Below are 15,242 nucleotides of genomic sequence, written 5' to 3'. Positions count from 1 at the left end.
ATGGCAAGCCAGCGAGCTAACACTTACTCCCTGACGATTTCACCAATCCCAAGCAGCGAATTTGAACGATTTCCCGCAATAGTTGCCGTAACGACACGCAATCGCCTGGCAATTCGCCATCGGACTTGCAAAACCCCCTCATCCGCTGCTCAATTCGCCGAATGAACGAACCGAACGAACGGCTCCTCAAGGCTATCGATGACCGAGCCGATGATCTGGTTGCACTGACTGCGGATCTGATCCGCTTTCCGACCATCAATCCGCCCGGCGAAGCTTATCGGCCATGTGCCGAATATATCGGCGCGCGGCTGAAGAAGCGTGGTTTTGAGACCGAATTCATCCGTGCCGAGGGCACACCTGGCGACACTGACCGTTACCCGCGCGTCAACGTCGTCGCCCGCTTCGATGGCCGGGCGCCGGGTGCTTGCGTGCACTTCAATTCGCATATTGACGTCGTCGAGCCCGGCGACGGCTGGAGCCTCGATCCGTTCGCCGGCATCGTCAGGGATGGCAAGGTCTATGGCCGCGGCGCTTGCGACATGAAAGGCGGGCTTGCCGCCTCGATCATCGCCGCTGAAGCCTTCATGGAGGTCTTTCCCGATTTTCCCGGCGCCATCGAGATTTCAGGCACGGTCGACGAGGAGTCCGGCGGCTTTGGCGGCGTCGCGCATCTGGCCAAGCTCGGCTATTTCTCCAGGCCGAAGGTCGACCACGTCATCATTCCCGAACCGCTCAACAAGGATCGCATCTGCCTTGGCCATCGCGGCGTCTGGTGGGCGGAGATCGAGACCAGGGGCGAGATCGCGCACGGCTCGATGCCGTTCCTCGGCGACAATGCGGTGCGCCATATGGGCGCCGTGCTGCGCGCCTTCGAGGACGAATTGTTTCCGGCGCTCGACCGCAAGATGACGCGCATGCCGGTCGTGCCCGAAGGCGCAAAACGCTCAACCATGAACATCAACTCGGTCCATGGCGGCCAGACGGAGGATTTCCGGCCCGGCCTGCCCTCGCCCAACGTGCCCGATTCCTGCCGGCTGACCATCGACCGCCGCTTCCTGCTCGAAGAGGATCTCGCTACGGTCAAGAGCGAGGTGACCGATATCCTCGAACGGCTGAAGCGCGAGCGCAAAAAGTTCGACTACGAAATCCGCGATCTGATGGAGGTGCTGCCGCTGATGACCGAGCGCGACGCGCCGGTGGTTAAGGCGGTCGCGCAAGGCATCATGGAGATATTCGACCGCGAACCGGATTACGTGATTTCGCCCGGCACTTACGACCAGAAGCACATCGCCCGTATCGGCCACATCTATGACTGCATCGCCTATGGCCCGGGCATCCTCGATCTCGCCCACCGGCCCGATGAATGGGTCGGCATTGCCGACATGCTGGACTCGGCAAAGGTGATGGCGATCGGCCTCGACGTTCTGCTGAGGGACGCCGGCCCGCGATGATCCGGCCATGGGCGAAAAAAAACATTCCTCCCGGCGATCGCCGACGGTACGAAACGCAATTTACTCGGCGGCGAATTCACGCTTCTATCCGGCCGGGTTTGAGCAGGTGTTTTAGATTTGGGGAGTTGCACGATGAAATTGTGGAAAACCATTCTGGCCGCCGCGGCGCTGGCGTTGGCCGCCGGAACCTCGGCGATGGCCGCGCGCACCGACCTGGTCATCGGCATTGCGCTCGAACCCCCGCATCTCGACCCGACCGCGGGTGCCGCCGCGGCAATCGACGAGGTACTCTATGCCAATGTCTTCGAGGGCCTAACCCGCATCGGCCCGAACGGCGAGGTGCTGCCCGATCTCGCGGAAAGCTGGAGCATTTCCGACGATGGCAAGGTCTACATTTTCAAGCTGCATACCGGCGTGAAATTCCATGACGGCACCGACTTCAACGCCGACGACGTGAAATTCTCGCTCGACCGTGCCCGCGCCGAAAATTCCGTCAACGCGCAAAAGGGCCTGTTTGCCGCCATCGCCAAGGTCGAGGTCGTCGATCCCGCGACGGTGAAGGTCACGCTGAAGAACCCGCAAGGCTCGTTCCTCTACAATATGGGCTGGGGCGACGCGGTTATCGTGGCGCCTGAGACAGCCGACACCAACAAGGAAAAACCAATCGGCACCGGCCCATTCAAGTTCCAGAACTGGGCCAAGGGCTCATCGATCACGCTGGGCAAGTCGGACAATTACTGGGGCGCCCCGGTATTTCTCGACAAGGCCGAGTTCCGCATCATTCCGGATGCCGCCGCCGCCGTTCCGGCGCTGCTTTCCGGCGACGTTCAGGCCTTTCCGTTCTTCGATCCCGACAGCGTCGCCCAGGTCAAGGACGACCCACGCTTCAAGGTGGTGATCGGCTCGACCGAGGGTGAAACCATCCTGTCGATCAACAACAAGAAGCCGCCGTTCGACAAGCTACAGGTCAGGCAGGCGATTTCCTTTGCGCTCGATCGCAAGGCGATCATCGACGGCGCCTCGGCCGGCCTCGGCGTGCCGATCGGCTCGCACATGTCGCCCGCCAGCAAAGCCTATGTCGACCTCACCGGCCTCTATCCGCACAATGTGGAGAAGGCCAAGGAATTGCTGAAGGAAGCCGGCCTGGAGAATGGCTTCAAGGCGACGCTCAAGCTGCCGCCGCCTTCCTACGCGCGGCTCGGTGGCGAGATCATCGCCTCCGAGCTTCGCGAAATCGGCATCGATCTCGAGATCATACCGGTTGAATGGGCGCAATGGCTTGACCAGGTCTTCACCAAGAAGGATTACGACCTGACCATCGTTTCCCATACCGAGCCTAACGACATCGATATCTATTCGCGTAAGGACTATTACTTCAACTACGACAATCCGGCCTTCGACAAGATCATCGAGGAGCTGAACCTTACCTCCGATGAAGCCAAGCGCACGACGCTGCTCGGCGAGGCGCAGAAGGTCCTGGCAGATGACGCCGTGGTCGGCTTCCTGTACGAATTGCCGAAGGTCGGCGTCTGGGACGCCAAACTGCAGGGCCTGTGGGAAAACGCCCCGATCCAGGCCAACGACCTGACCAAGGTGAAGTGGACGGATTGAGGCGCTGACAGAAGGGGCGAAAGTTGCACTCCGTCACACCCCCCTCTGTGCCGGACATCTCCCTCTCAAGCGGGGAGATAGGCCGTTTCCGCGCTGGCACTGCCCTTGCAACGCCAGTGGTTAGCGAAAGCGGCGATGAGGGCTCAATCTCCCCGCTTGAGGGGGAGATGTCCGGCACAAAGGGTGGGCGGGAACGCAAGCTTCGCCCAGTTTTTGCGTTCGCCAACACAGCGGTTCCTCAACGTCCATGACCGCCTACCTCCTCAAGCGGCTCGCCATCGCCGTCGTCACGCTGGTTCTGGCCTCGATGGTGGTGTTTGCCGTGCTGGAAATCATTCCCGGCGACCCGGCGCGGCTGATGCTTGGCCTGAACGCCAGCGCCGACCAGATCGAATTGCTGCGCAACCAGATGGGTCTCAACGCTCCCGTCGTGCTGCGCTATCTGCATTGGGCCGGCGGCCTGCTGAGCCTCGATTTCGGCCGTTCCTATACCTATTCGGTGCCGGTCATCGATCTGGTCCGTGAGCGCCTCGTCGTCTCGCTGCCGCTGGCACTGATGGCGCTGGCGCTGTCCACCGTCATTGCCATTCCGGTCGGACTGTTTTCCGCCAGCCGGCGCGGCCGGGCCGGCGACACGATCGCGATGGGTGCCGCCCAGCTTGGCGTCGCCGTGCCCAATTTCTGGTTTGCGCTGATGCTGATTTATCTGTTCGCCGTCTGGCTGCGGCTGGTGCCGGGCGGCGGCTTTCCCGGCTGGAGCGCCGGCGTCTGGCCGGCACTGAAATCGCTGCTTCTGCCGGCGGTCGCCCTCGCTCTGCCACAGGCGGCGATCCTCGCCCGGGTCACCCGCTCGGCGCTGATCGAAGTGCTGAACGAGGACTACATCCGAACCGCCCGCGCCAAGGGCCTGCCCTATCGCCTTGTCTTGTGGCGGCATGCGCTGCGCAACGCCATGATCCCGGTGGTCACCATTCTAGGCCTGCAATTCGCTTTCCTGCTTGCCGGCACCATCATCGTCGAGAACGTCTTCTATTTGCCCGGCCTCGGCCGGCTGGTGTTCCAGGCGATCAATCAGCGTGACCTGATCGTGGTCGAGAGCGTCGTCATGTTGCTGGTCGCCGCGGTCATCATCGTCAATTTCGTTGTCGATCTCTCCTATGCGGTGGTCGATCCGCGCCTGAGAGGCCGGCAATGACGCTGCACATCGACATCCCCGACGAGAACCTTGCCGGTATCCTGGCCAAGGCGTTTCGAAACCGTTCGTTCCTCGCGGGCTTCGTCATCACCGTACTGGTTGCGGCGGTCGCGATCCTGTCCTTCTTCTGGACGCCTTACGATGTCACCAAACTGGTCATTTCCGACAAGACCCAGGCGCCGTCGCTGGCGCACTGGTTCGGCACCGACCATTTCGGTCGCGACATCCTGTCGATGATCATGGTTGGCGCCCGCAACTCGATTGCCGTGGCGCTGGTGGCGGTCGGCATCGGCATGGGCGTCGGCGTACCGCTCGGCGCCTTTGCCGCGGCGCGCGGCGGCTTCGCCGACGACGTGCTGATGCGGTTGAACGATTTAGCCTTCGCCTTTCCGGCGCTGCTTTCGGCAATCATGATCACCGCCATCTTCGGGCCGGGCGCGTTCAACGCCATCATTGCCATCGGCATCTTCAACATCCCGGTGTTCGCGCGTGTCGCCCGGGCCGGCGCCCTGGCGATCTGGCCGCGCGAATTCATCCTCGCCGCCCGCGCCGCCGGCAAGAGCAGGACGCTGATCAGCATCGAACATGTGCTGCCCAACATCGCCACGCTGCTGCTGGTGCAAGGCACCATCCAGTTCGCGCTGGGCATACTGGCCGAAGCCGGGCTTTCTTATGTCGGGCTGGGCACCCAGCCACCGATGCCGAGCTGGGGCCGCATGCTGTTCGATGCCCAGACCCGCATGGTGGTGGCACCGTGGATGGCGATCTTTCCGGGCATGGCGATTGTCATCACGGTGCTTGGCCTCAACCTGCTTGGCGACGGCATTGCCGACATCCTCGATCCGAAATCGCGGCGGCAGCGATGAGCCTGCTCGAAATCGAGAAGCTGTCGCTGACCATCGGCAGCACCCGTATCCTCAGAGACATCGAACTTTCCGTCGCGCCGGGCGAAGTGATGGGGCTGGTTGGCGAATCCGGCTCCGGCAAGTCGATGACGGCGCTCACCGTCATGCAGCTTCTGCCTTGGGCAGCGCATACCAGGGGACGCATCACCTTCGACGGCATCGACATCCTGGCCGCCAGCGAGGACCAGATGTGCGCGCTGCGCGGAGACGACATCGGCATGGTGTTCCAGGAGCCGATGACGGCGCTCAATCCGGTCAAAACCATCGGCGAGCAGGTCGCCGAGGGTATTCGCTGGCACACCAGGGCGAGCCGCGCCGACGCTGAGGAACGGGCGCGAAAAATGCTGGACCGGGTCGGCCTGCCGGCAGCACAATTCCCGCTCTCGCGTTATCCGCACGAACTCTCCGGCGGCCAGCGTCAGCGCGTCGTCATTGCCATTGCCTGTGCACTGAAACCCAAGCTGCTGATCGCCGACGAGCCGACGACCGCGCTCGACGTGGTGCTGCAGGCGCAGATCCTCGACCTGCTGCGAGATCTCGTAGCGGAAAACCGCATGGGCCTGCTGCTGATCTCGCATGACCTCGCAGTGGTGACCGAGATGGCGGACCGCATCACCATCCTGCGCCATGGCGAGGTGATGGAGGCCGGCGATACCGCGCGCACGCTGTCGGAACAACTTCATCCCTACACGCGACAGCTGGCGCAGGCCTCGATGCATGTGCCGGCGCGGGCCAAGACACACGACAGCGGATCGGCCAAACCGCTGCTTCAGGTAGAGAACGTAACGCGGGACTATCCGGGACGGCGCGTATCGCTGTTGAAACGCGCGGCTCCCATCCGCGCCGTCGACGATGTCTCCTTCGCGATGGCGCCCGGCCGGTCGGTGGCGCTGGTCGGGCGTTCCGGCTGCGGCAAGTCGACGCTTGCTCGCATGATCCTGGCACTGGACAAGCCGACGACCGGTACGATCCGCTTCCGCGGCGACACCCTCATCGGCAAGAGCGAGGTGGAGCTAAAGCCGGCACGGCGCGACATGCAGGTCGTGTTCCAGGACCCGTATGGCTCGTTCGACCCACGCCAGAAGGTCGAAAGATTGGTGGCCGAGCCGCTGCATGTGCTGGAGAAGAAGCCGGCGCCCGCCGCGCGGCGCGAGATGGTGGCGCATGCGCTGCACGAGGTCGGCCTTTCACCAGGCGACATGGACAAGTATCCGCATGAGTTTTCGGGTGGCCAGCGTCAGCGCCTTTCGATCGCCCGCGCCATCATCACGCGGCCGAAGCTGGTCGTCGCCGACGAGCCGGTCTCGGCGCTCGACGTCTCGATCCGCGCCCAGATCCTCGATTTGTTCGCGGAGCTCAACCAGAAGCTCGGTATCGCCTATCTGTTCATCACCCATGATCTGACCGTCGCCCGCGCCATCACCGACGAAGTGATGGTCATGCATGACGGCAAGATCGTCGAGCGCGGCAGGACAAGCGAAGTGCTCGACCACCCGCAATCCGCAGCGGCCAAGGCGTTGGTCGCCGCCGCTCCCGATTTGCATCGGGCGATCGCGAAACGGCTGCAGGAACAGGGGTGAGCGGCAACCGTTAGCCTTGCGGCTTGACCACATCGGCAGGGCTGATGTCGAGCAGGTCGAGCGTGCGGCGCAGCAGCTGCATCTCACTCCCGGCAAGTTGCGAATCGGCCTTGGCGATTTCCGCCATGTGGCGGGCGAGCAGCTTGCGCCGCTCGACATCGAGGTCGCGGAATTGCGCGATGGCCTGGGAGCCGTTGGTCTCGTAGCCGAATTCGTTGAGATATTCGATGACGCTGTCGACGCTGGTTTCGGGAATGCCGAAGGCGTCCCGGCAGATACGCCTGAAGGCGGTCATTTCGCTTTCGCTGACCGACCCATCGGCCAGTATCATGCGGAACAGCATCAGTAGCTCCGCCGACAGCACCGGATCGTCCGCCACCTTGCGCACCCCGGGGTCGCCGTCGAAAATCGAGCGTATCTGGTCCAGCAATCCCATCGCCATCAGCCCCTTCCGATTCGTTCGGAAGGTAGCGCGGAATCGGCCTGGCGCAAACGGGGATGCGCGTGCTGGAGCCGCATGTTTTCTCGCCGGAAAGCTGCCGGCCAATCCGGCAAGCCGCTGCGCTCATTGGTGTGTGACCGTGCGACTGATACCATGCCGCTGTACGAATCATGTTGAGGAGGGACGGACATGAATCTCAGTGCACCTACCCAGCTTATTTTTATCATATCCCTTGTCATCGCCATCATCGGCGTTCTCGCCGCGCTTGGCGTTCTTGCGTTTATCCCTTTGGCTTCCGTGTGGATTGTCGTCATCGCCTACATCGTGCTGGCCGCCGGCTGTCTGATGCGCGGCGCTTAAACACGTCCAGACAATTCGGAATCTCAGGCAACTCGGAGCGCCCGGCCAAAAGCCGGGCGCTTTTGATTCTGCAGGATGGTCTGTTAGAATTCCTGGACCAGGGAAAGCGCATGCCCACCAGCGAAGACGGCAGCCGCCACGACAGCCCGGAGCTCGATCGGTTCGAGATGGTGCGGCGCGCGCCGAGCCATCGACTTCAGGGCGCCGTCACTGACATGTGCGGCTTTCGCGAAACCATGCCAGGCCATTTCCGCGCGATCGAATATGCCTCGCTGACCGTGCCGCTGGTCATCAGCTTTGCCGAACCATTTGCCATCGGGCTCGGCCAGGACCCAGGCGACAATGACCGCTTCGCCAGTTTTGCCGCCGGCCTTTATGCCGGGCCGGTGGTGATCGAATCCTTCGGCGGCGCCTGCTGTGTGCAGATCAATTTCACTCCGCTCGGCGCTCGTCGCTTCTTCGGCCGCCCGATGAGCGAACTGACCGACCGCATGGTCGGCCTGGATGACGTGCTCGGCGTCGAAGGCATCGCGCTTCGCGAAAGGCTTGGCAATGCGCCGGATTGGAGCTCGCGCTTTGCCATCGCCGAGGCCTTCGTCGGCGATCGGTTGGCAACCGCAGACCGCACTCAGGCCGAAATGGTCTGGGCCTATGAGACGATCGTCTCGACGCGTGGGCGGACCCGCATCTCGACGCTGGCCGAAAAGCTTGGCTGGAGCCGCAAGCATCTTACCGGAAAATTTTCGGACGCAGTCGGCACCGGCCCAAAAACGCTGTCGCGCATCGTCCGTTTCAACCATGCGCTTGGCCTGTCGAGACAGGCCAACAGTGATTGGGCCGACATCGCCGCCGACTGCGGCTATGCCGACCAGGCGCATCTGGTGCGCGAGTTCCGCGACCTCGCAGGCGTCACGCCGACCACTGTCGCCGCGAGGTAACATTTCTTCAAGACGCGCAACCAGCCTTCGCCCAGACTGGGTTGATCGACCAACCCGCTGAAGGAGATCAGTCATGCCGAACACCACCGAACCACCGCGGCTTTATCCGGCGCTGCGCTACAGGAATGCCGGCAGGATGATCGATTGGCTGTGCGAGGCCTTCGGCTTTAGCGTTCGCGCCCGCTATGGCGAAGGCGACGTGGTGCACCATGCCGAACTCGCTTTCGGCTCCTCGATCATCATGCTCGGCACGGCGCGCGACGATGCCTATGGCAAGATGGTCGGCGCGCCCGGTTCGGGCGGCGGCAAGTCGATCTACGTTGCGGTCGCTGACGCAGATGCGGCATACGCGCGGGCAAAGACCGCCGGCGCCGAGATTCTGGAAGAACTCACCGACCGCGACTATGGCAGCCGCGAATTCATCTGCCGCGATCCGGAAGGCAATGTCTGGTCGTTCGGCACCTACTGGCCAAAGGCTGACGAAGCTGCCAGCTAACGCGCCAGCCCAAAGATGGCGTCGCAGTCGAGGTGGGTTTCCAGCTCGGCGGCGATCTCGTCCAGTGCCCGTTCGACCTCGGCGCGGTAGTCGATGCCGCCGCCCTTGACGCCGAGGCTTTCGAGGAATTTCGCCCGGAAGGCATCGGCGGAAAACAGCCCGTGCATATAGGTGCCCAGCACCTTGCCGTCGGCCGAGATAGCGCCGTCATCGATGCCGTTGATAACGGCGGACGGCCGCAGCGTGTCCGGACCGGTGGTGCGACCGAGATGGATTTCGTAGCCCTCGAGCGGCAGATCGAACGGCACCGAGCGCGCGCTGACATTGCGCACCGTCTTTTCCGGCTCCATCACCGTTTCGACGTCGAGCAGCCCGAGGCCTTGCGTCTCGGTAACGCTGCCCTCGATACCATCGGGATCGCGCACGACATGGCCGAGCATCTGGAAGCCGCCGCAGATGCCCACGATATGGCCACCGCGTTTCCTGTGCGCGGCAAGGTCGCGGTCCCAGCCGTTCTCGCGGAATTTCAGGAGATCGCCGATCGTCGACTTCGAGCCGGGAATGACCACCAGCCCTGCATCCTGCGGCAGGCGCTGGCCAGGCGGCACGAACACCACCTCGACCTGCGGTTCGGCCTTGAGCGGGTCGAGGTCGTCGAAATTGGCGATGCGCGAGAGTACCGGCACGACGATCTTCAGCGCGCGCTTCTCACCGGACGCCAGCCGTTCGAGCACGACGGAGTCTTCCGACGGCAGCCGCGCCGCCGCTTTCAGCCACGGCACCACGCCAAAGCAGCGCCAGCCGGTGAATTTTTCGATCGCCTCGATGCCATCGTCGAACAGCGAGACATCGCCGCGGAACTTGTTGATGAGATAGCCGACGATCATGCGCCGGTCCTCGTCCGGCAGGATCAGGTGGGTGCCGGCGACCGAGGCGATGACGCCGCCGCGATCGATATCACCGACCAGGATCACCGGCACGCCGGCGCGCGTCGCAAAGCCCATATTGGCAATGTCGCGGCTCCTGAGGTTGATCTCGGCCGGCGATCCCGCGCCCTCGACAATGACCAGGTCCGCGCCCTCGCCGACCGTCGCCCAGGAGTCCAGCACCGCATCCATCAGTCGGCCCTTCAGCGCCTGATAGTCGCGCGCCCGCGCCTCGCCGAACACCTTGCCCTGCACTACGACTTGAGCGCCGACATCGGTCTGCGGCTTGAGGAGCACCGGGTTCATGTGGATGGTCGGCGGCACGCCGCAGGCGATCGCCTGCAGCCATTGGGCGCGGCCGATCTCACCGCCGCCTGAAACGCCTGGAATATCGGCGACAGCGGCGTTGTTCGACATGTTCTGCGGCTTGAACGGCCGCACTTTCAGCCCACGGTTCCTGGCCGCGCGGCACAGACCGGCAACGAGCACCGTCTTGCCGACATCCGAACCCGTGCCCTGCAGCATGATCGCCTTGGCCATATCAGTCCCTGCCCTGCGCAACGGTTACGGTGATCGTCGACTTGGCTGCCAGTGGCCCGCCGCGCCAGAGATAGAGCGCCAGCAGCGGCTCCTTGCCGGTGCGCATGGCGTGGCTGACGCCAGGGGCATGGTGGATCACCTCGCCCGGCGCTCGAAGGCGAAAACCGCCATCGCCCATGCGCCATTCGGTGCCGCCGGTCAGCGGGATGTAGATCTCCTCCGCGACATGGTGGTGATCGGGGTAGACGATGTCGGGTCCAAGGATCAGCAGGCCGGCCGCGACCTCTTCATTGACGAAATAGCCGCGCGTACCGAACACCTCCAGCCAGCCGTAATTGTCGATGAAAACCTTGCCGAAATCCGCTTCCCCATAGGTCTGGCCGTCGAACGTCTGGAGATAGGCATGGAAGCATCCAAGCAGTTCGTCGAATTTTGTCGTCACACTTTGCTCCAAAGCGCATTCGCGCACAGCGGCTGCGCAGACGGGTCGGGTTGCGCGGCGGCATCATTGGTCTAGATTGAACGGCGCGCAAAGCCAAAAACGACAGGCCAGCAGGCCGGAAACGTCAGGGAGCACGCCATGGACGCCGCTGTCGATGCTGGCACCAGCCAGTTCGAACTCAACGAGGACCAGCGCGCCATCCAGGAGATGGCCGAGGCCTTCGCCGCCGACCGTGTGGCGCCGAACGCACTCGACTGGGATCGCAACAAGTATTTCCCCGCCGACGTGATCCGCGAGACGGGCCCGCTCGGCCTTGGAGGCATATATGTCCGCGAGGATGTCGGCGGCTCGGGGCTCGGCCGGCTCGACGCCGTGCTGATCTTCGAGGCGCTTTCGCGGGCCGATCCGGCGTTTTCCGCCTTCATCTCTATCCACAATATGGCGGTATCGATGATCGACCGCTTCGGCAGCGACGAACAGCGCCGGCGCTTCCTGCCGAAGCTGACCTCAATGGAATGGCTGGCAAGCTATTGCCTGACCGAGCCCGGCTCGGGCTCGGATGCGGCGGCGCTGAAGACGCGCGCGACAAAGAGCGGCGGCGACTATGTGCTGAACGGCGCCAAGCAGTTTATCTCCGGTGCCGGCGACAGCGACCTCTATGTCGTCATGGCGCGCACCGGCGCCGACGGGCCGAAAGGCATTTCCACCTTCGTCGTGCCGAACGATGCGCCGGGCCTTTCTTTCGGCGCCAACGAGCACAAGATGGGCTGGCACATGCAGTCGACGCGCCAGGTCGTCTTCGAGGACTGCAAGGTGCCGGCGGAAAACCTTCTGTCGGCAGAAGGCGCCGGCTTCGGCATCGCCATGGCCGGGCTCGACGGCGGCCGGTTGAACATCGCCGCCTGCTCGCTCGGCGGCGGGCAATCGGCACTCGACAAGGCGCTCGCTTACACGGCCGAGCGCAAGGCTTTCGGCTCGAAGATCAACCAGTTCCAGGCGCTGCAGTTCAAGCTTGCGGACATGGAAACCGAATTGCAGGCAGCGCGCATTTTCCTCTACACCGCCGCCTCGAAGCTCGACCGCAACGCGCCGGATGCCTCGAAATGGTCGGCGATGACGAAGCGCTTCGTCACCGACACCGGCTTCAATGTCGCCAACGACGCCCTGCAGCTGCACGGCGGCTATGGTTATCTGCACGATTACGGCATCGAGAAGCTGGTGCGCGACCTGCGTGTCCACCAGATCCTCGAAGGCACCAACGAGATCATGCGCGTCATCATCGCTCGCGCCCTGATCGGGCGGTAAGGCAGTAGGCAGTAGGCAGTAGGCAGTAGGCAGTAGGCAGAAAGATGACCGGCAAGATCAATTCGTACAAGGATCTTATCGTATGACAGCAAGCGATGGATCTGGCCGTCACCACCTACTCCCTGACCAAGGCATGGCCAAAAGAGGAATTGTATGGGTTGACCAGCCAGATCCGCCGCTCAGCAACCTCTATTCCTGCAAACATCGCGGAAGGTTACGGCCGAGACAACAGAGGCTCCTATCAGCAATTTCTTAGGATTGCCCAGGGATCGCTGAAGGAGTTCGAGACACACCTCCAGATCGCTGAACGCATTGGCCTTGCTACGCATGATCAAGCTTATCACGTGCTTTTAGCGACCGAGGGCATTGGGAAAATGCTTCGCCAGCTTATTAACAAACTTGCGCCCGAATAGGTCGCTTACTGCCTACCGCCTACTGCCTACTGCCTACCCACACCACGGGAGCGCCAATATGACCACCATCGCCTTCATCGGCCTCGGCAATATGGGCAACCCGATGGCCGCCAACCTGGTCAAGGCCGGGTATGCCGTGCACGGCTTCGACCTGGCGCCAGAGAACCTCGTCATCGCCAGGGAACACGGCGTCGTCATCATGGCCAACGCCGTTGCGGCGGTGAAAGACGCCGATGCGGTCATCACCATGCTGCCAGCCGGTAAGCATGTTCTGTCGGTTTACGCAGACATAGTGTCCAAGGCAAAAAAAGGCGCGCTGTTCATCGATTCCTCGACCATCGATGTCGAGTCGGCTCGAAAGGCCCATACCATCGCCGCCAAGCACGGGTTGCTGTCGATCGACGCGCCAGTCTCCGGCGGCACGGGCGGTGCGGCGGCCGGCACGCTGACCTTCATGGCCGGCGGTTCGAAGGATGCCTTCGCCAAGGCCGAACCAATCCTCAAGCCGATGGCCGGCCGCATCGTTCATTGCGGCGACGACGGCGCCGGACAGGCGGCGAAGATCTGCAACAACATGATTTTGGGCATTTCGATGATCGGTGTTGCCGAGGCCTTCGTGCTGGCGGAAAAGCTCGGCCTGTCCCACCAGGCGCTGTTCGACGTCGCCTCGACCTCGTCCGGCCAGTGCTGGTCGCTGACCACCTATTGCCCGGTGCCCGGCCCGGTGCCGACATCGCCCGCCAACAATGGCTATAAGCCTGGCTTCGCGGCGGCACTGATGCTGAAGGACCTGAAACTGTCGCAGGAGGCCGCACAGAGCGTCGGTGCAGCAACGCCGCTCGGCGCCGAGGCAGCTCAGCTCTATGCGCTGTTCAACGCACAAGGGAATGCCGGTGCCGATTTTTCCGGCATCATTAATTTCCTCCGTGGTAGCCCGGCGTAAGCTCCAAGTTCACAGGTTTTCGATCTGCCCAAAGCGGAAAGTCGGCAAATTTAGGTTTGCTTAAGCTCTTGCTAACCCTGCAGTAACGATATGCGTTTAAAACGGATTGCGAGGCGGACATCCGCCCGGCGCTCCGGATCAGGTCTCGCGTACCGGAGCCCGCAAGTTTCGCACGTGTTTAGTTGGCGAAACGCCATGCGTATCTGGCAAAGCCGCGTTCCGATGGAGCGCGGTTTTTGCGTTTCGCTTCCTCGCCTGGTAAGCGCTCGGTCGATCGCCGGGCGCCCGACATGGAACGCCCGGCGATCGTTCACCGCTTGCGCAAATCTGCTTGCGCCAGATCGAGCGCCTTTGCGATACGATCGCAGGCCATGTCGATCGTCTGGCGCGTCCAGATCAGCGGAGGCGACAGGATCATCGTGTCGCCGGTGGCGCGTAGCATCATGCCCTGGGCAATTGCGTGGTCGCGAACGGTCACCGCCGCGTTGCCGGCCGGCAGGAAGCGCTCCTTGGTTGCCTTCTCCTTGACGATCTCGATCGCTCCCATCAGCCCGAACGAGCGCACCTCGCCGACCAGATCGTGCCCGCCGAGACGTTCCTGCAAAGTCCTGGCGAAGTAAGGCCCGGTGTCGTTCCTGACGCGCTCGATCAGCCCCTCGCGCTCGATGATCTCAAGGTTCTTCAGCGCCACCGCGCAGGCCACCGGGTGCCCGGCATAGGTGTAGCCGTGATAGAATTCGCCGCCCTTTTCGACCAGCGTCGCCGCGATGCGGTCGCCGACCAGCAGCGCCGACAGCGGCTGATAGCCAGAGGTCAGCGCCTTGGCCGTGGTGATGGTGTCGGGCTCGACATCGAAGGCTTGTGCCGCGAACCACTCGCCGGTGCGGCCGTAGCCGGTGATGACCTCGTCCAGCATCAGCAGGACGTCGTATTTGCGGCAGATGCGCTGCACTTCCGGCCAATAGCTCATCGGCGGGATCTTCACCCCGCCTGCCCCCATCACCGGTTCGCCGATGAAGGCGGCCACCTTGTCGGCGCCAGCTTCGAGGATCGCGTCCTCGACCGCTTTTGCCGCGCGCAGGCCGAAATCATGGTCGCTTTCGCCGGGCAGTGCGAGCTCATAGGCATAGGGCATCATTACATGGACAATGTTGGGCACAGCGCCGCCGAGCTGCTTGTGCATCAAATCCATGCCGCCGAGCGAAGCGCCGGCGATGGTCGAGCCGTGGTAGCCCATCTTGCGCGAGATGATGCGGTTCTTCTCCGGTTTGCCTTCCAGCACCCAATAGTGACGGACCAGGCGCAGCGCCGTGTCGTTGGCCTCCGAACCGGACGAGCCGTAGAACACCTGGTTGATATGACTTGGCGCGATCTCCGCCAGCTTTTTCGACAGCAGAACCGGCGTCGGCGTCGAGCATTTGAAGAAGGAGTTGTAGTAGGGCAATTCCTTCATCTGGGCGTAGGCGGCGTCGGCCAGCTCGTCGCGGCCATAGCCGACATTGACGCACCACAGCCCTGCCATGCCGTCGAGGATTTCCGTCCCTTCGGAATCGTAGATGAACGGCCCGTTGGCGCGAGTGATGATCCGCGAGCCGGTCTCGCGCATCTCTTTGTGGTCGGTGAACGGATGAAGGTGATGCGCGGCATCGATCTGCTGAAGCTGCTTCAGCGAATAATTCTGGTAGGTCATGTCTG

General features: G+C 62.9%; 14 protein-coding genes and 1 pseudogene. 11 read left to right on the top strand and 4 right to left on the bottom strand.

Annotation, left to right across the window (positions count from 1 at the left end; all coding sequences use genetic code 11):
• The first annotated feature begins 161 nt into the window (after positions 1 to 161).
• The 5 genes from NKH50_RS01655 to NKH50_RS01635 all read left to right on the top strand — a co-directional run bounded on the left by NKH50_RS01655 (position 162) and on the right by NKH50_RS01635 (position 6,742).
• Positions 162 to 1,451, top strand: coding sequence for an acetylornithine deacetylase/succinyl-diaminopimelate desuccinylase family protein (locus tag NKH50_RS01655; RefSeq protein ID WP_352477633.1), 1,290 nt, complete (start codon positions 162 to 164; stop codon positions 1,449 to 1,451).
• A gap of 132 nt (positions 1,452 to 1,583) precedes the next feature.
• Positions 1,584 to 3,062 carry an ABC transporter substrate-binding protein gene (locus tag NKH50_RS01650; RefSeq protein WP_352876246.1) on the top strand — a complete coding sequence of 493 codons (1,479 nt, stop codon included), beginning with the start codon at positions 1,584 to 1,586 and terminating at the stop codon, positions 3,060 to 3,062.
• A 247-nt stretch (positions 3,063 to 3,309) separates the two neighbouring features.
• Positions 3,310 to 4,257, top strand: coding sequence for an ABC transporter permease (locus NKH50_RS01645; protein ID WP_352876243.1), 948 nt, complete (start codon positions 3,310 to 3,312; stop codon positions 4,255 to 4,257).
• On the top strand, positions 4,254 to 5,123 hold the full coding sequence (locus NKH50_RS01640) for an ABC transporter permease (RefSeq protein ID WP_352876240.1): 870 nt from the start codon (positions 4,254 to 4,256) through the stop codon (positions 5,121 to 5,123). Before NKH50_RS01645 ends, NKH50_RS01640 begins: the two co-directional genes overlap by 4 nt.
• Positions 5,120 to 6,742 (top strand): ABC transporter ATP-binding protein, encoded by a 1,623-nt coding sequence (locus NKH50_RS01635; RefSeq protein ID WP_352876237.1) that lies wholly within the window; start codon positions 5,120 to 5,122, stop codon positions 6,740 to 6,742. Before NKH50_RS01640 ends, NKH50_RS01635 begins: the two co-directional genes overlap by 4 nt.
• Positions 6,743 to 6,752: 10 nt before the next feature.
• Here NKH50_RS01635 and NKH50_RS01630 read toward each other — a convergent pair whose 3' ends face one another.
• Positions 6,753 to 7,184 carry a TerB family tellurite resistance protein gene (locus tag NKH50_RS01630; protein ID WP_352646871.1) on the bottom strand — a complete coding sequence of 144 codons (432 nt, stop codon included), beginning with the start codon at positions 7,182 to 7,184 and terminating at the stop codon, positions 6,753 to 6,755.
• A gap of 189 nt (positions 7,185 to 7,373) precedes the next feature.
• Here NKH50_RS01630 and NKH50_RS01625 point away from each other — a divergent pair, with 189 nt between their 5' ends.
• The 3 genes from NKH50_RS01625 to NKH50_RS01615 all read left to right on the top strand — a co-directional run bounded on the left by NKH50_RS01625 (position 7,374) and on the right by NKH50_RS01615 (position 8,978).
• Positions 7,374 to 7,544, top strand: coding sequence for a hypothetical protein (locus NKH50_RS01625; protein ID WP_254818195.1), 171 nt, complete (start codon positions 7,374 to 7,376; stop codon positions 7,542 to 7,544).
• 110 nt (positions 7,545 to 7,654) lie between these two features.
• Positions 7,655 to 8,482 carry a helix-turn-helix domain-containing protein gene (locus NKH50_RS01620; RefSeq protein ID WP_352705997.1) on the top strand — a complete coding sequence of 276 codons (828 nt, stop codon included), beginning with the start codon at positions 7,655 to 7,657 and terminating at the stop codon, positions 8,480 to 8,482.
• Between the two features lie 73 nt (positions 8,483 to 8,555).
• Entirely contained in the window at positions 8,556 to 8,978 is a 423-nt protein-coding gene (locus tag NKH50_RS01615) for a VOC family protein (protein WP_352705999.1), read from the top strand.
• Here NKH50_RS01615 and NKH50_RS01610 read toward each other — a convergent pair.
• The gene (locus NKH50_RS01610; RefSeq protein ID WP_352706002.1) at positions 8,975 to 10,444 is read right to left on the bottom strand and encodes a cobyric acid synthase; all 1,470 of its coding nucleotides are present in this window, start codon (positions 10,442 to 10,444) and stop codon (positions 8,975 to 8,977) included. The two genes, NKH50_RS01615 and NKH50_RS01610, sit on opposite strands and share 4 nt — an antisense overlap.
• A gap of 1 nt (position 10,445) precedes the next feature.
• Positions 10,446 to 10,931, bottom strand: a pseudogene (locus NKH50_RS01605) (dimethylsulfonioproprionate lyase family protein); the annotation flags it as partial.
• Positions 10,932 to 11,024: 93 nt separating this feature from the next.
• On the opposite strand from NKH50_RS01605, the gene NKH50_RS01600 reads away from it, so the two are divergent.
• The 3 genes from NKH50_RS01600 to mmsB all read left to right on the top strand — a co-directional run bounded on the left by NKH50_RS01600 (position 11,025) and on the right by mmsB (position 13,547).
• Complete coding sequence (locus NKH50_RS01600) at positions 11,025 to 12,191, top strand: isobutyryl-CoA dehydrogenase (protein ID WP_352706006.1); 1,167 nt, start codon at positions 11,025 to 11,027, stop codon at positions 12,189 to 12,191.
• 95 nt (positions 12,192 to 12,286) lie between these two features.
• Positions 12,287 to 12,604: a four helix bundle protein gene (locus tag NKH50_RS01595; RefSeq protein WP_352706008.1), complete on the top strand. Its 318-nt coding sequence runs from the start codon at positions 12,287 to 12,289 to the stop codon at positions 12,602 to 12,604.
• 58 nt (positions 12,605 to 12,662) lie between these two features.
• Positions 12,663 to 13,547, top strand: coding sequence for a 3-hydroxyisobutyrate dehydrogenase (gene mmsB, locus NKH50_RS01590; RefSeq protein ID WP_352876233.1), 885 nt, complete (start codon positions 12,663 to 12,665; stop codon positions 13,545 to 13,547).
• Positions 13,548 to 13,857: 310 nt separating this feature from the next.
• Here the strand turns inward: mmsB and NKH50_RS01585 are convergent, their stop codons facing one another.
• Positions 13,858 to 15,237: an aspartate aminotransferase family protein gene (locus tag NKH50_RS01585; protein WP_352876230.1), complete on the bottom strand. Its 1,380-nt coding sequence runs from the start codon at positions 15,235 to 15,237 to the stop codon at positions 13,858 to 13,860.
• Positions 15,238 to 15,242 lie beyond the last annotated feature (5 nt).

The sequence above is a fragment of the Mesorhizobium sp. M1027 genome (assembly GCF_040318745.1).
Taxonomy (GTDB): domain Bacteria; phylum Pseudomonadota; class Alphaproteobacteria; order Rhizobiales; family Rhizobiaceae; genus Mesorhizobium.
This window is presented reverse-complemented; position numbering and strand designations above follow the sequence as displayed.

Excerpts from the sequence above, each read along its gene's own strand:
- NKH50_RS01630 (WP_352646871.1), bottom strand. The coding sequence starts at position 7,184 with ATGGCGATGGGATTGCTGGACCAGATACGCTCGATTTTCGACGGCGAC.
- NKH50_RS01625 (WP_254818195.1), top strand. The coding sequence starts at position 7,374 with ATGAATCTCAGTGCACCTACCCAGCTTATTTTTATCATATCCCTTGTC.
- mmsB (WP_352876233.1), top strand. The coding sequence starts at position 12,663 with ATGACCACCATCGCCTTCATCGGCCTCGGCAATATGGGCAACCCGATG.
- NKH50_RS01620 (WP_352705997.1), top strand. The coding sequence starts at position 7,655 with ATGCCCACCAGCGAAGACGGCAGCCGCCACGACAGCCCGGAGCTCGAT.
- NKH50_RS01650 (WP_352876246.1), top strand. The coding sequence starts at position 1,584 with ATGAAATTGTGGAAAACCATTCTGGCCGCCGCGGCGCTGGCGTTGGCC.
- NKH50_RS01640 (WP_352876240.1), top strand. The coding sequence starts at position 4,254 with ATGACGCTGCACATCGACATCCCCGACGAGAACCTTGCCGGTATCCTG.
- NKH50_RS01610 (WP_352706002.1), bottom strand. The coding sequence starts at position 10,444 with ATGGCCAAGGCGATCATGCTGCAGGGCACGGGTTCGGATGTCGGCAAG.
- NKH50_RS01635 (WP_352876237.1), top strand. The coding sequence starts at position 5,120 with ATGAGCCTGCTCGAAATCGAGAAGCTGTCGCTGACCATCGGCAGCACC.
- NKH50_RS01585 (WP_352876230.1), bottom strand. The coding sequence starts at position 15,237 with ATGACCTACCAGAATTATTCGCTGAAGCAGCTTCAGCAGATCGATGCC.
- NKH50_RS01600 (WP_352706006.1), top strand. The coding sequence starts at position 11,025 with ATGGACGCCGCTGTCGATGCTGGCACCAGCCAGTTCGAACTCAACGAG.
- NKH50_RS01595 (WP_352706008.1), top strand. The coding sequence starts at position 12,287 with ATGGATCTGGCCGTCACCACCTACTCCCTGACCAAGGCATGGCCAAAA.
- NKH50_RS01655 (WP_352477633.1), top strand. The coding sequence starts at position 162 with ATGAACGAACCGAACGAACGGCTCCTCAAGGCTATCGATGACCGAGCC.
- NKH50_RS01645 (WP_352876243.1), top strand. The coding sequence starts at position 3,310 with ATGACCGCCTACCTCCTCAAGCGGCTCGCCATCGCCGTCGTCACGCTG.
- NKH50_RS01615 (WP_352705999.1), top strand. The coding sequence starts at position 8,556 with ATGCCGAACACCACCGAACCACCGCGGCTTTATCCGGCGCTGCGCTAC.